The 15073-nt window shown below is 37.4% G+C and carries 16 protein-coding genes; 1 reads left to right on the forward strand and 15 read right to left on the reverse strand.

Features of this window, described 5'->3' with window-relative positions; all coding sequences use genetic code 11:
* Nucleotides 1-65: 65 nt before the first annotated feature.
* The 5 genes from rsmA to metG all read right to left on the reverse strand — a co-directional run bounded on the left by rsmA (nt 66) and on the right by metG (nt 6039).
* On the reverse strand, nt 66-947 hold the full coding sequence (gene rsmA / locus ACIQZG_RS19550) for a 16S rRNA (adenine(1518)-N(6)/adenine(1519)-N(6))-dimethyltransferase RsmA (protein WP_402757142.1): 882 nt from the start codon (nt 945-947) through the stop codon (nt 66-68).
* Entirely contained in the window at nt 940-1506 is a 567-nt protein-coding gene (gene rnmV, locus ACIQZG_RS19555; protein WP_402757143.1) for a ribonuclease M5, read from the reverse strand. The genes rsmA and rnmV overlap by 8 nt, the downstream gene beginning before the upstream one ends.
* A gap of 189 nt (nt 1507-1695) precedes the next feature.
* Entirely contained in the window at nt 1696-2904 is a 1209-nt protein-coding gene (locus tag ACIQZG_RS19560; protein ID WP_402757144.1) for a resuscitation-promoting factor, read from the reverse strand.
* A 134-nt stretch (nt 2905-3038) separates the two neighbouring features.
* A complete protein-coding gene (locus ACIQZG_RS19565) occupies nt 3039-3809 on the reverse strand; it encodes a TatD family hydrolase (protein ID WP_402757145.1) in 771 nt (256 codons plus the stop codon).
* A gap of 253 nt (nt 3810-4062) precedes the next feature.
* On the reverse strand, nt 4063-6039 hold the full coding sequence (gene metG / locus ACIQZG_RS19570; RefSeq protein ID WP_402757146.1) for a methionine--tRNA ligase: 1977 nt from the start codon (nt 6037-6039) through the stop codon (nt 4063-4065).
* Nucleotides 6040-6379: 340 nt separating this feature from the next.
* On the opposite strand from metG, the gene ACIQZG_RS19575 reads away from it, so the two are divergent.
* Nucleotides 6380-6658, forward strand: a complete 279-nt coding sequence (locus tag ACIQZG_RS19575; RefSeq protein WP_402757147.1) for a transition state genes transcriptional regulator AbrB — start codon at nt 6380-6382, stop codon at nt 6656-6658.
* Nucleotides 6659-6953: 295 nt separating this feature from the next.
* Here ACIQZG_RS19575 and rsmI read toward each other — a convergent pair whose 3' ends face one another.
* The 10 genes from rsmI to ACIQZG_RS19625 form a co-directional block, all read right to left on the reverse strand.
* Nucleotides 6954-7829 (reverse strand): 16S rRNA (cytidine(1402)-2'-O)-methyltransferase, encoded by an 876-nt coding sequence (rsmI, locus tag ACIQZG_RS19580; protein ID WP_402757148.1) that lies wholly within the window; start codon nt 7827-7829, stop codon nt 6954-6956.
* Nucleotides 7826-8089 (reverse strand): GIY-YIG nuclease family protein, encoded by a 264-nt coding sequence (locus tag ACIQZG_RS19585; RefSeq protein ID WP_402757149.1) that lies wholly within the window; start codon nt 8087-8089, stop codon nt 7826-7828. Before ACIQZG_RS19585 ends, rsmI begins: the two co-directional genes overlap by 4 nt.
* Nucleotides 8073-8822, reverse strand: coding sequence for a tRNA1(Val) (adenine(37)-N6)-methyltransferase (locus ACIQZG_RS19590; protein WP_402757150.1), 750 nt, complete (start codon nt 8820-8822; stop codon nt 8073-8075). Before ACIQZG_RS19590 ends, ACIQZG_RS19585 begins: the two co-directional genes overlap by 17 nt.
* Before the next feature lie 69 nt (nt 8823-8891).
* A complete protein-coding gene (gene yabA, locus ACIQZG_RS19595; protein WP_402757151.1) occupies nt 8892-9248 on the reverse strand; it encodes a DNA replication initiation control protein YabA in 357 nt (118 codons plus the stop codon).
* A gap of 27 nt (nt 9249-9275) precedes the next feature.
* Nucleotides 9276-10091, reverse strand: a complete 816-nt coding sequence (locus ACIQZG_RS19600; protein WP_402757152.1) for a PSP1 domain-containing protein — start codon at nt 10089-10091, stop codon at nt 9276-9278.
* Nucleotides 10084-11088: a DNA polymerase III subunit delta' gene (gene holB, locus ACIQZG_RS19605; protein ID WP_402757153.1), complete on the reverse strand. Its 1005-nt coding sequence runs from the start codon at nt 11086-11088 to the stop codon at nt 10084-10086. Before holB ends, ACIQZG_RS19600 begins: the two co-directional genes overlap by 8 nt.
* A gap of 87 nt (nt 11089-11175) precedes the next feature.
* Nucleotides 11176-11616: a YaaR family protein gene (locus ACIQZG_RS19610; protein ID WP_402757154.1), complete on the reverse strand. Its 441-nt coding sequence runs from the start codon at nt 11614-11616 to the stop codon at nt 11176-11178.
* Between the two features lie 188 nt (nt 11617-11804).
* Entirely contained in the window at nt 11805-12134 is a 330-nt protein-coding gene (locus tag ACIQZG_RS19615) for a cyclic-di-AMP receptor (protein ID WP_402757155.1), read from the reverse strand.
* 141 nt (nt 12135-12275) lie between these two features.
* On the reverse strand, nt 12276-12905 hold the full coding sequence (gene tmk / locus ACIQZG_RS19620) for a dTMP kinase (protein WP_402757156.1): 630 nt from the start codon (nt 12903-12905) through the stop codon (nt 12276-12278).
* Nucleotides 12906-12922: 17 nt separating this feature from the next.
* Nucleotides 12923-14347, reverse strand: a complete 1425-nt coding sequence (locus ACIQZG_RS19625; RefSeq protein WP_402757157.1) for an aminotransferase class I/II-fold pyridoxal phosphate-dependent enzyme — start codon at nt 14345-14347, stop codon at nt 12923-12925.
* Nucleotides 14348-15073 lie beyond the last annotated feature (726 nt).

Below are 15073 nucleotides of genomic sequence, written 5' to 3' on the forward strand. Positions count from 1 at the left end.
CAACTCAATTTACCTAAAAAAATATATATTTTTTTTTATAGTCTCGTAATTGTTGAAAAAATGTTTTACTTTGAGAATGTCGGGTATAATGAATCTGCCAATTTTCCAAATTCTTGAATCGAAAGCGTTTCTCCTCGGCGTGTCGGTTCAATATTAGCCATAGCTAGTGCTTCTAAAATTTTATCTTTATTTGCCTTGCCGTTTGGTAAACCAGCTTGTAAATTATTTAAAATAGTTTTACGGCGTTGTACAAACGAAGCCCGTGTCACGACAAATAGGAAATCTTCATCAATAACCTTTACTGGTGGTTCGTCATGCTTAATAAGACGAATAACTGCAGAATCTACATTTGGTTGTGGCATAAAGACTGTTTTTGGTACAACCATTGCTATATCAGCCTTTACATAATATTGAATGGCAATCGATAATGAGCCGTATTCCTTCGTCCCTGGTTTTGCAGTAATCCGATCTGCTACTTCTTTTTGCATCATTACTACAAACCCACGAATCGGAAGTCGGTCGTTTAATAATTTCATTAAAATCGGTGTCGTTACGTAATACGGAAGATTTGCCACCACCATAATATCTTCGATCCCCGGCATTTCTTCTTGTATTACCTTCTCCACATCCGCTTTTAAAATATCTGAATGTACAACTTTTACATTATCATAGGGGCTTAGTGTATCCTCTAACACCGGTAATAAACGTTGATCGATCTCAAATGATACAACTTTTTTTGCGTTACGTGCTAAATGCTCTGTTAACGCGCCAATCCCCGGACCAACTTCAATTGCCCCGCTATTTTCTGTTAAATGCGCATGACTCACAATATTACGCAAAATATTTGGATCGATTAAAAAGTTTTGCCCTAAGCTCTTTTTAAACGAAAAGCCATATTTCTTTAGAATTTCCTGTGTACGAATAGGTGTTGCAATATCTTTATACATTCTCTTCCTCCTGATCTAACAAAGCAACAGCCTCGCCAAATTGCTGTTCTGTTATTTGAAACATTTTCAATCTTTTATGAAGCTGCTTGCCGTTTGTAGCACCAATATTTAATATCTCGCCCAGCTGATCCCGGCGTGCTTTTGATTGAGGATGACCGATTAAACGAGCTGTCATTAAATCTTCTAATGTAATGTCATCTACAATTGGCTTAGCTTCATTAGGCGTATAGACTTGGCGGAGCGCTTCACGAATATCTTCATCAGCCGCGTGCTCTATCCCTAGACCTTTGCCGTTTTTGGCAATCGTTTTGGCTTTCGGTAAAAATGCATGCTTTATACCTTGAACCCGTTGTTCGATAATCGCACGTATCCGACGACCTGGATAATCAGGATCCGTAAAAACAATAACGCCTCTTTTATCATGCGCATGCTGTATACGACGCAAAGTTTCTTCAGAAATCGCAGAACCATTTGTTTCAATTGTATCTGCATGAACAGCCCTTTTAATAGCTGTTGTATCATCTTTACCTTCAACAACAATAATTTCTTTTATCTGCAAAGAGGCTCCTCTTTTCTTTACTATCTTCTGACCATTTTACAACTGCCTTTTAGGATTGTACAGAAATACTAAACAGCTTGTATTTTAATTTAGGTAACTTAACAGAAAAAGCTTTCCCGCCAGTCAATACGGGAAAGCAATGAATTGTTTAGTCACACTTCGAATAAATGTTTTTATTTTACAATTTTTTTAATTTAATACTTTAATGCGTACTTTTTTACGCCCCCAATTACGTGCCTGGGCATCTGATTGTACAAGTATGTCAATTTTATTACCTTTTATCGCGCCGCCAGTATCTCCAGCAATGGCTGTGCCATAACCTTCAACCCAGACTTTTGAACCCAGCTTAATAACAGATGGGTCTACCGCAATAACTTTTAGCCCTGAATTTGCGCGTAGGTTTATGCCCGTAGCTGAAGTCCCTGAACAACCATTACAATAGGGTGTGTAAGCTGTGGCTGTTACATAAAACTCCTTACCACTAGCTGGTTCTGAACCACGCGATACAGTTGGTGCACTTGCAACTACCGCTTTTGTACCCACTGCAACAACTTGCTTTGTAGGCTCCTTAATTACTTTTTCAGCTTGTAGATTTTTCGCTACAATTTCGCCATTTTCTTTTACAATCTCATATGTTCGAGAAACAGAACCTTTCCCGCCTCGTGTTATAACTTTTTCTTTCCCTTTTGGCAATGAAGAATCTTTTTTCTTTTCTATTGCGAAATCTAAAGAGTCTTCCACTACATCGATAACCTTTTCTACGCGAACGACTGCGATTTTACTCTCTGGAGTGATAACATCCTCCAGGTTATTTTCGACACGATCCAATTCATCTAATTGAATTCCCTGTTGTTTTAAAAAGTTAGCGACCGTAGTCGAAGTGGACCAAACTTGTCTTTTTTCTTTACCATCGACAAGCGTTACCTGAAACGCTTTTTGAATATCGATTTTGTTATCCGCGCCTACTTTTGCATCTAAGCCTTGTGCTACTTCATCGTGCTCCGACACTTCAATATTGGCTTCCTTCAAAATGTTCTTCACTAGACTTTCAGTTGTCCATACCTTTGACTGATTTCCGTCAACTGAAATGGTTATTTCTTTTGCCTGTTCCCATGTAATTGCTATTCCATCAGCAATTTTGGTACTCAGTGAGGGTGATAATGCGTCATGCTCTGCTACGTCTATATTATGATTCTGCAAGAATTCTTCTACAGTTTTTGCATGTGTTGCTACTTCTTTTTCTTCACCGTTCGCTTCAAACGTGACGGTCTTTTTAGTTCCTTCAAAAAGAACGAATGAAATTACTGAAACAAACAGGACAAGTGAAATAATTCTTATCACTGTTTGCTTACGCCTCAATGATCCTAAGAACAGATTTTTCATGGAATGATTTGACATGAAAAACGCCTCCTTAATACAAGGTTGGATTATACGGACTAGTTTTGGCACTGTCAACCGGAATGTCTTCTCTGGAAAATTGACAGCACTTTTTTAAAGTCGCCTAAACCCAGTATTGGAGGCGTCTTAACTAGCTAAGCGTCAATCCCAAAAAAATTTTTTGCATTGGTTGTAGTTGCGAGTGCAACTTCCTCGATTGGAAGCTCTTTTAGACGTGCAATTTCTTCTGCCACCAAAGGCACTAATGCCGGTTCATTACGCTTTCCACGATGTGGATGTGGCGCTAGATACGGGGCATCTGTTTCTATCATCAGGTACTCTAGGGGAATCTCTGTTGCAACTTCTTTTGGCATACGTGCATTTTTAAATGTCACAGGTCCACCTAAACTAATCATGAAATTCATCTCAATGCATTCACGTGCTGTCTCGACACTTCCGCTATAGCAGTGCATCACACCACCTACTGATGCCGCATTTTCCTCACGTAAAATTTGGACGACATCTCCAGTTGCATCTCGATTGTGAATAATAATTGGCAAGTTCACTTTCTGTGCCAGATGAATTTGTTTGCGGAATAGCTCTTGCTGCACCTCTTTTGGCGACTTGTCCCAATAATAATCCAAACCAGTTTCACCAATTCCAACTATTTTCGGATGTGCTGTTAAATCCTCTATCCACTTCAAATCTTCTTCTGTACAATCAATTGCATCTACCGGATGCCAGCCGATAACACCATAAATAAAGTCATACTTCTCGATTAACTCCATTGTTCTCACAATTGTTTTACGGTCAAACCCTACAACTACCATTGTTTCTACTTTTGCTTTTAGCGCACTATCAATTACCTCTTGTAAATCTTCTTCATACTGGTCTGCATTTAAGTGTACGTGTGTATCAATAAACATAGTCATTCCCCTATCATCGATTGTATTAGAAATTATTATTACATATTTTTCGTAAATGTTACATTTACATTACAAAGATTTTTTAACTGTGAGGATACGCTCAGTAAAAATAGTATTTATAGGTACAATATACCTATAAATATCTTGAAAAATATCTTTAATAATTATATTGAAATAATTAATGATCATTTATCAAGAAGATTTGAAAAGCCTGCTGAACTTTTAATGTTCAACAGGCTTCTCTTAATTTTTATTACTTAACTTTTGCGCCGTTTTGAAGTTGTTGATCAACAGATGCTAATTTTAAAATACCATCTTTTTCACCAGCTAAAATCATTCCTTGTGATAGCTCACCACGAAGTTTGACTGGTTTTAAATTTGCCACAACGATAACTTTTTGGCCTACTAATTCCTCAGCTGAATAAAATTTCGCAATACCTGAAACTACTTGGCGCTGTTCATATCCAAGGTCCACTTGCAACTTTAATAATTTATCTGCTTTCGGCATTTGCTCACATGCTATAACTGTTGCAACACGTAAGTCTACTTTCATAAAATCATCAATTGAAATTTCTGGTGTATTTGGAATTTCAGCAGTCACCTGCTCACTTTTTACTTCTTCTTCTTGAGCAGTTTTTACTGAACCACGCATTTCATCTCGAATATAAGAAATTTCAATTTCATTATCTAAGCGAGGGAAAATAGGCGTTCCTTTTTCTACCACTTTCGTATTTACTGGAATAGTATTTCCGAATGTTTCAATTGTGTCCCATACTAAAAATCTCTCATCTAACCCTAATTGCTCAATAATTCTCTTGGGAGTTACTGTCATAAATGGTTGTAACATAACTGCAATCTGATGTAAACTTTCTGCCAAATTTCGCATAACAGATGCTAATTTTGGTTTGTCAGCTTCATCTTTCGCCAATACCCATGGTTGTGTTTCGTCAATGTATTTATTCGTACGTGAAACTAATGTCCATAGCTCTGATAATACGACGCTAAATTGCATTTTTTCCATACTTTCTTCATATTTAATACGCACAGATTCTGCCTGCTCTTTTAAAGCTGCATCGAATTCTGTCATTTGAAGATTTTCTGCAGGAATAATACCATCAAAATACTTATTAATCATAGAAATTGAACGGTTAAGTAAGTTCCCTAAATCATTTGCTAAATCGAAGTTTGTACGCTCTACAAATGACTCTGGAGAAAATACGCCGTCTGAGCCAAATGGCAGTTCACGTAATAAGAAATATCGTGTAGCATCTAAGCCGTAACGCTCGATTAACATTTCAGGGTAGACCACATTGCCTTTAGATTTAGACATTTTACCGTCTTTCATCATTATAAAGCCGTGTGCAAAGATTTTTTTCGGCAACGGTAAATCAAGTGCCATTAAGAAAATCGGCCAGTAAATTGTATGGAAGCGAACTATGTCTTTCCCTACAACTTGTACATCTGCAGGCCAATATTTGTTGAATAATGTCTCATCGTCAGATAGATAACCTAAAGATGTAATATAGTTTGTTAATGCATCTACCCATACATAAATAACGTGTTTTGCATCCCCAGGTACTCTAATGCCCCAATCAAATGAGGTACGTGAAACAGATAAGTCTTCAAGTCCTGGTTTGATGAAGTTGTTAATCATTTCATTTTTACGAGATTCTGGTTCGATGAATTCTAGGTTCTCTTCATAATAAGCTAGTAAGCGATCAGCGTATTTCTTCATATTAAAGAAGTACGACTCTTCTTTTACTTTATGCACTGGACGATTACAATCTGGACAGTTTCCATCTTCTAACTGTGTTTCAGTAAAGAATGACTCACAGGGTGTACAGTACCAACCTTCATACTCACCTTTGTAAATATCACCGTTATCCAAAAACTTTTGGAAAATCTTTTCTACAGTTACTTTATGACGCTCTTCTGTTGTTTGGATAAAATCATCATATGAGATATCCATTAGTGCCCATAGTTTCTTTGCAGCATCTGCAATCTCATTCACATACTCTTGTGGATGTTTGCCAGATTCTGCTGCTTTCTCTTGGATTTTTTGACCGTGTTCATCCATACCAGTTAAAAAGCGTACATCGTAGCCACGTAAACGCTTGTAACGCGCCATCGTATCAGAAGCTACAGTCGTATATGCTGTACCAATATGAAATTTTCCACTCGGGTAGTAAATCGGGGTTGTTATATAGAATGTTTTGTTTTGTTCGCTCACAGTACTGCCTCCATCGTTTCACAATATAGTATCTATTCTATCGAAGTACGAAATTCGTTTCAATGAAAGTTTCTCAAATGCGAAAATTGTCGAATAATAAATAATCCATTTAATAACTTTTATACACATCTTACGAACCATAAATATTTTTTTATAGTAAAAACCTTATAAAAATAGGCAAAAAACTGCATTCTTCTCAAAAAAGTCTATCTAATTTGTATTTTTTTAAGTACTAATTAATTGACGTATATGGCATTACTTGGTATGATAACTATCAGACAAAGAAATTATGTCGAAATTTGACGAATTATTAATATAACTATTTAGGAGGAACTATGTCATGAAATCAACAGGTATCGTTCGTAAAGTCGATGAATTAGGTCGTGTAGTAATTCCAATCGAACTTCGCCGCACGCTAGGCATAGCTGAAAAAGACGCTCTAGAAATCTATGTGGATGACGATAAAATCATCTTAAAAAAATATATGCCTAATATGACATGTGCAGTAACTGGAGAAGTTTCAGATGATAACTTCCGTCTTGTTGGAGGAAAATTAATTTTAAGTCCAGAAGGCGCAGAAATGTTAATGAATGAAATCCAAACGAACTTAAAAAAATAATCTTTTTTACACCTGAATCAAGAACAGCGATTTCAGGTGTTTTTTTCGTATTATCCTAAATTACCCTTTTAAAACAGATATTATACTTAGCATAAAAGGTATTCAAATGGAAGACACCCAAATAGTGTCCATGTCAGACAACACATATTTAAGATTACTCTTTTTTACAATTATAATCAATTCAAAAATTACAATATTTTGCCTTTTACTACAAAAAAATCACCCTCTCTTTTAGATTGGGTGATTTTTGTATAATGGAAATATGATTTGGTAGAAGAATTACACTAAACGCTTCTTATTCACTATGATATTCGTTGTAAATATCACGCTTTGCTACTTGACGTAATTTTGCTACTTCTTTTATAGCTTCTTTAGAAGTAATAGCTTGATTTGCAATAATATAATCAACATGCTCGACTACAGACATTGTTGCCCAGTATGTTTCTTCAGCATCTTCCTCAACTACATCTAAGTTACCTTCAAGCACAATACAGAACTCTCCACGGATTTCTTCTGTTTGCGACCATTCAATCGCTTCTGAAATCGTCCCACGAATAAATTCCTCAAATTTCTTTGTAAGCTCCCTCGCCAAGACGATACGACGATTGCCTAATACCAGTTCCATATCCTTTAATGCCTCTTTTAATCGATGTGGCGCCTCATAAAATAAAATTGTTTCTTGTCGTTTTTTTAATAACTCTAATTGCTGACGACGTTCTTTTTTATTGCGCGATAAAAAGCCATGAAAGAAAAATGGCTGTGGTGTTAAACCAGAAGCTATCAACGCTGAAATGGCTGCATTCGGACCAGGAACAGGTACAACAGCAAAACCTTCTTCAATTGCTTTTACGACAATATCTGCACCAGGATCTGATATACACGGTAATCCTGCATCACTTACTAGTGCAACAACCTTCCCCTCACGTAAATAACCAAGAATTTTTTCACCGCCAAATTCTATATTATGCTCATGATAGCTCACTAATGGGGTATCGATTTCAAAATAATTACAAAGCTTTCTTGTATTACGTGTATCTTCTGCTGCAATAACATCTGCTTCTTTTAAAAGACGAAGTGCACGCACACTCATATCTTCTAAGTTACCAATAGGCGTTGCTACTAAATATAAACAGCCTCCATGTTCGTGCATCGTACTTTTTTGTGATTTCACGACTGATCTCTCCCCATATATTTCGTTTTTTGTACTCGGTTTAATTGTTTAAAGGCATACTCTGCACGCATTGCCTCTTGTTTTGTCTCAAATGTTTCTACGTAAATACATTTTACTGGAACTCTTGCTCGTGTATATTTTGCGCCCTTACCTGCATTATGTGTCGCTACGCGCTTGTCTAGATCATTAGTATAGCCTGCATAATACGATTGATCAGCACATTCCAACACATAGAAAAAATGATTACTGTTCTTTTCCATAAAGTAATTCTCTCACTTGCGGCGTATACTCATTTTTTTCATCATACACAAAAAGAGGTGGTAAAATTTTCAAATCTGGTTTGCCGTCTTTAATTCCTTCTATTAATAATGTGTTTGCTTCTTTCCCTTCTTTCGGGTAAATGAATTGCAACCGTTTTGGTTCTAAACGATTTGCACGCATTGCAGTAACAATATCTAAAAGGCGCCCCGGGCGATGCACAAATGCTGCCTTGCCACCCTGCTTTAACAACTTACTAGCAGATTGCACCGCTTCTTCTAAAGTTAAATGCAATTCATGACGCGCAATTGCATAGTGTTCACTTAAATTTTTATCACTCGCTTCATGCGCTAAAAAGTATGGCGGATTACATGTTACTACATCATATTTTTCAATGCCTAATTGCGCTGGGATTTCCTTAACATCTCCAAGCACCATACAGATTTGCTCATCTAGCTTATTATAGCGAATACTGCGCTCTGCCATATCAAAAAGACGGGGCTGTAACTCTACTCCCGTAATGTTTCCTTTTGTACGAGCACTTAAAAAAAGTGGAATAACCCCGTTTCCTGAGCATAAGTCTACAATATTTCCTTTATGATGCGGTACACTGACAAATTTCGATAACAATACCGCGTCCAGTGAAAATGAAAACACAGAAGGACTTTGAATAATTCGTAAGTCTTCTGCTAATAAATAATCCAGCCTCTCATCATCCTTCAACCAATCTTTCATATTCTTTCCTCCTACACATACAAAACAAAAGACTGACAACCACAAAAGAGAGTGGGAATCAGTCTTCTATTACACATTTTGTTTATTTAAAAACGATAGACAAAATAGACAATCTTCACCTTTACGTGAGCTTCCAAAATGTACATGACAGACATGGAACCCTTCTTGGTAAAGACGCGCTAAGTTATCGTAACCCTCACCTATGTCTATTGGATTCTCTTTCTTTTCATCCGCTGTTTGTGTAGCGTTCTCCTTAGAAAGTAATTCTTCTAGTCGTGTACGAAGGTGATGATTTTCTGTTTCAAGTGCCTTATGTTCTTCCATCATCAGTGCAACAAATTGTTTCAATGCACCAAACTGCTCCTGCATTGATTCGAGCTGTTGTTCGAACCCTATAACAGTATCTAAGAAATTACGGTCCTTCACCCAAGCCACCTCGTTAAATTCTCTATCTTATATAAGATTTTTTTCGCCCGCTAATAGTTCCTCTAATGTATATTCAACAGTGCGTTCTTGCTCTTGTAAATATACTTGAATGAGTCGTTCTAATACATTTAAAGCGACTACCTTGCCTCGTCCATCCGGTGTCATTGTAATTTCACCAATATCCGGCATACCCTCTTTCGCTTCTTCATACTCATCATTTTCGTACTTCAAGCAGCACATTAAACGACCACAAAGTCCTGAAATTTTCGAAGGATTTAACGACAAATTTTGATCCTTCGCCATTTTAATAGATACTGGTTCAAAATCGCCTAAAAATGTTGAACAGCAAAGCATCCGGCCACATGGACCAATACCACCTAACAGCTTTGCCTCGTCGCGTACACCAATTTGGCGGAGCTCAATACGTGTACGAAAAACAGAGGCTAGATCTTTTACGAGATCACGGAAATCTACACGACCTTCTGCTGTAAAATAAAATATGATTTTATTACGATCAAATGTATATTCAACATCAACGAGCTTCATCTCTAACTTATGCTCGATGATTTTGGTACTAGCTAAGTCAAATGCACGCTTTGATTCTGCTGCATTTTCTTCTACCTGTATGCGGTCACGTTCATCCGCTGGTCGCAACACTTGCTTTAATGGCAATACAACATCATTTTCCCCTACTACTTTTTGAGGGACAACAACTTTACCGTATTCCACTCCGCGAGCCGTTTCTACAATGACATACTGATTGTCTTCTAGTAGAAATGTTGCTGGATCAAAATAATATATTTTACCCGCCTTTTTAAAGCGGACCCCCACTACATTATACAAATGTATATCCCTCCTGCAGATTTAGCATTAGCTGCTCCATCATTAACGTCCTGTTCATGTTACGCTGCAAAGACACGCGTGCCTGTAGTATTGCTTGCATTTGACTAGATAGGCGTTCGTAAGTCGAATGTAATGCAGCTTCTTTAAATGTTTGTAACATGTCTGGGTAAGTACAAGCTGCTTCGGGATTAGCCTTTATTGCCACTATATCACGATACGCAAATAGCAGTAAATCCAATGCTTGCTCCATCTCGCCTTTTTCTTTAAACTGCGGCAACCATTCTTCATGTACGACAAGCATTGCTTCGTGTACATTTTTACGGATTGCCTCCACTAATTTTAACACTGTTTTTCGGGCCTGTGCAAACTGCTCATCATTCGCTAGAAAAACAGCTGTTTCGAGTTCATTCGTCAGCATGCTCACTGTTGAAGCCATTGAATAAGAAACATTGTTTTCTTGTAGTTGCTTCAACAAAATCGAATGTGGTATTTTTTGAAACTTAATATGTTGACAGCGTGAGCGGATTGTTGGTAACATCGACTGCATTTGCTCAGTTAAAAGAATAGCCATTACATCCCCGTCTGGCTCTTCCAAAAACTTCAGTAACATATTCGCAGAAGCTATATTTAGACGATCTGCATGATGAAGTACGTAAATTTTACGCCCTTCCTCAATCCCCATCATCTTCATCTCGGTTACTAGCTCACGTATTTGGTCAATCTTAATAAATTGACCATCTGGATAGATTTGATGAATATTAGGATGATTCCCCGAATCAACACGTCTGCAATTTCGACATGTTTCACATGGAACATTCTGTTCAGGTTGTTCACACAGCATTAATTTTACAAAATACTGCATAATATCCACTTTTCCAGTACCCTTTTCTCCATCAAAGATATATGCGTGCGCTAATCTATTTTTATTTAAAATTGTTTGAAGTTGCTTCATTACGACTGGTTGTAATGTGAGTAACTCTTCAACATTCCTGGCCATACTGAATCACCTTTGAGTAAGGGCTTCCCCTTAATTTCCTTCCTGTTTGAAAAAAGCCCGCGCCTACAAGTGAACAAGACACGGGTTTTACATATATAAATTAATTAATAAACCTTTAATTTCACCAATCTTATCGAGAAGATCTATTGCTTCTTTCTCTTCATTTAAAATATCTTGTGCCAATTCTACAAGACGCTCATCAATAGTTTCAATAATTTTCAAACGTCGTCCCTCGCCAAAACGGTTCCATGTATGAGACTGCTTTAGTTCCATCCCATGTTCGATCGTTTCTTGTAAGAATCTTTTTACTAGCATCTTAAACCTTGCTAGCTCTCTTAGATTACGGGATCTTGCAACACGATCGCCTGCCGAAGAAATATCGCCTAGCAGTCTTGTAAGTTGCTCGGTTTGCATTTTCGATCCTTGTTTCACTACCATATCACCGAATCGGTTATTTTGATTATTAGTTTGTAGTGGCTCTTTGCGGTTTGCATTTAATCCGACACGGATATCTTGATTGATTTTCAAGTTGTCTTCGCCTCCACTTTTATCAATTACGCAGAGGCGTAATTGTACCTGTTGCTAATGCCGTTAGTATAAAAATGTCATATCAAGACTATAACATTCACAGCCAGCATTTGCACCTCGCTATAAGCGTATAATAAACGTCTCCAACTCATCACAAATAGATAATGGAAGACTCTTAGTAAATCATATTAAAAATGATGAAATTGTTCAATTGGTAAAACAAATACTGTAGCACCGCCTACTTCTACTTCAATCGGATATGGGATATAGGAATCCGCATTTCCTCCTAAAGGTGAAACTGGTGCAACCATTTGTTCACGCGCTCGACAGTTATCACGGATAATATCTAAAACCTTGGGTATGAGGGAGTCCTCTGTTCCAATAAGAAACGTTGTGTTACCTGAGCGTAAAAAACCACCAGTACTCGCTAATTTTGTTGCGCGAAACTCATTTTTTGTTAAAGCGTTCGATAAACGGCTGCTATCTTGATCTTGCACTACAGCTACTACTAACTTCATACGCACTCACCCCTTTATTCAAATTCATACCTAAAAAAACTATGATATTCGTCGGAGCTTCAAAATTATTTAGCTATCCACTAAATAATTTTGAATTAGGTGTTACCATTATATCACAATATGCTAGACAACTTCATACTTTTACTGCATTACGTCAAGAAGTATAGACCATACATCTTCAACCACTTGCTCAACATCTTGATCTGCATTCACAACTTTTATGCGTTCCGGATAACGTTCAACAAGCAGCATATACCCTTCACGCACTTTTTCGTGAAACGCTAAACTCTCGACATCTAAACGATTTATTTCTCGACCACCATGGGCATGAATTCGTGCTAAACCAACCTCAGGCGACAAATCAAATAAAATTGTTACATCAGGTAACTTCTTTCCAATAGCAAATTCATTAATTGCCAGTACCTCATCGACCCCTATACCACGTGCAAATCCTTGATAAGCAAGAGATGAGTCGATAAAGCGATCACAAATGACTAACTTTCCAGCGTCTAATGCTGGGCGCACCTTTTCAAAATAATGCTGACTCCGAGCCGCTGCATATAATAAAGCCTCTGTACGTTCATCCATCGCTGTATGTTCTGGATTTAATATGACTGCGCGAATTTTTTCAGCAATTTCTATTCCCCCAGGCTCTCTTGTTGGAAGTACTTCTATATTTTTTTCCTCTATTCGTTCAACAATTTTTTGAATGACTGTTGTCTTACCTGCCCCTTCTGGACCTTCAAATGTTATAAATAAATTACGTTTCATGCTATGACTGCCTCCAACTATTTAATGACCTGGATCAATTTTTCTTCTAAGCGATGGTTTCCCTGAAATGATGCACCGGTTGCCAGTAGTTCCTCTAATTGACTTAGCTTGGCTACTGTAATTTTTTCACCTGGTACAAGTAACGGAATCCCTGGTGGATATGGGATTATCATACTTGCTGCAATACGCCCCATTGCACGCATATATGGTAACCATTCTTTATCTTTGCCCTCAATTTCCTCACAAGTAAGCCTCGGCTTAGTAATTGCCGTAAAGGTATACGTAGATTGCGTAGCAGTCAGTGAATTACTTTTTTCTGTACTCAACAAGGCCGTCACAGCATCCTTAATACGTACTCTAATATCTGCAAATGGATACGTATGACCTTGCTTTAAAAGTGGTAATACAAGCAATACTTGATGTGCATCAGCAAGTTCTGCGTATACATTTTGTGACTCTAGTACTTCTTGTAATTGAAAACCACTATAACCATTAACGCGTAGTAGTATTTTTAATGGATCATCCACTTCTATTACTTCAAGTGAACCAATCGCACGTAATGCTTCTACCCACTGTTTCTTTTTCTCTATTATATATGCTCCGTCACTCTCCATATATGTCTGTACATAGTAACGGGCATCATCTAAAGATGCTAGTAATACATATGATGGACTACTTGACTGTAACATACGTAAATAATGATTTACTTTATCCACGTCTACTATTTCTGAATTTACGTGCATAAAAGATGACATAGTCATTGCAGGTAATGTTTTGTGCGCAGATTGTACAACAACATCAGCCCCGAATGTCAGTGCAGAAGGCTGGAATAATGAACAAGCACTAAAATGTGCACCGTGTGCTTCATCCACTAGAACGGGAATATTTTTTTCATGGCAATAAGTAATTTGCTTCCGCATATCTTTAGATCCCATACCGTAATAGGTCGGATACGTTAATACAACCGCTTTTGCTTCTGGGTATTGATTGATTGCTTCTTTTAGATACTCATATGCTATATAGGTAGCCGTTAATGTTCGTTTATCCCACATCGGTGATACATATACCGGTTTTGCCCCCACAAGTTCGATAGCATGGAAAATTGACTTATGGGCATTACGCTGTACGATAATCGTATCGCCTTTTTTACAAGTTGCATAAATCATCGCTAAATTGCCAACAGTTGAGCCATTTACTAAAAAGAAACTTCTCATTGCCCCGTATGTGTCCGCAAGTAAATTTTCTGCTTCTAGAATCATTTCCTCTGGATGGTGCAAATCATCTAGTCCGGACAGTTCCGTTACATCATAACGCATCACATCTTTAAAAGCTTGTGGTAGCTGTGACAACTCCCCATGTTTATGACCTGGTACATGAAAAGATATATTTTGTTGTTGTCGAAAACGCTCTAATCCTTCCACTATCGGCTTCCTTTTTTGCAAAATAAGACACCCATTTCCGTTAGTTTCTCATTTAATTATACGGGATTATCATAAGATAAAAAAGCTATCCTACAAAATAGGATAGCGTTCACAGTATTGAATTAGCACAAAGGCTACTTATCAAATCCTCCAACTAAAACTATTTAGGAACTTTAAAATAGTATAATTGCTTTAACAAAGTTCTTTTATTATACATCTATGTTCGCAGTCTAAATGAAAAGCATTTTTCCTATAAAACGATTCTACTAACGCCACTCTTTGCGTAACTATAGAGAAGTGAGACAAGCTGTATTATGTAAAAGCACTCTAACAATGTTAATGACTGCGTCTCTAGTCAATTACTTTTGTGTTTTAGGATTATAGATAGTTCCCTATGAGATATTGTTGTCTATTACTCGATGTTTCTTTATTCCCTACCATGATACCAACAATCTAAGCATCCAGACAATGATTCATGCCACCTAATCTTTGCTTGTTCGAAGGTCCAGCCATTTCTCCAAGACTCGTCCTAAAAAAACTCTACGTATAACGGAATAACTAAGGTTCAATTATTTTCATCGATTTTACAATACTCAACATTATCCAAATACCTAAATTATTATTAGGACATGTAACTCTATTAATTTTCAACAAAAAAACAGCCAACATATAGTTGACTGTCTCATGTGCCTAGCGACGTCCTACTCTCACAGGGGGAAGCCCCCAACTACCATCGGCGCTAAAGAG

Origin of the sequence: Lysinibacillus sp. NPDC096418, from assembly GCF_044762775.1 — a bacterium.
Lineage (GTDB): Bacteria > Bacillota > Bacilli > Bacillales_A > Planococcaceae > Lysinibacillus.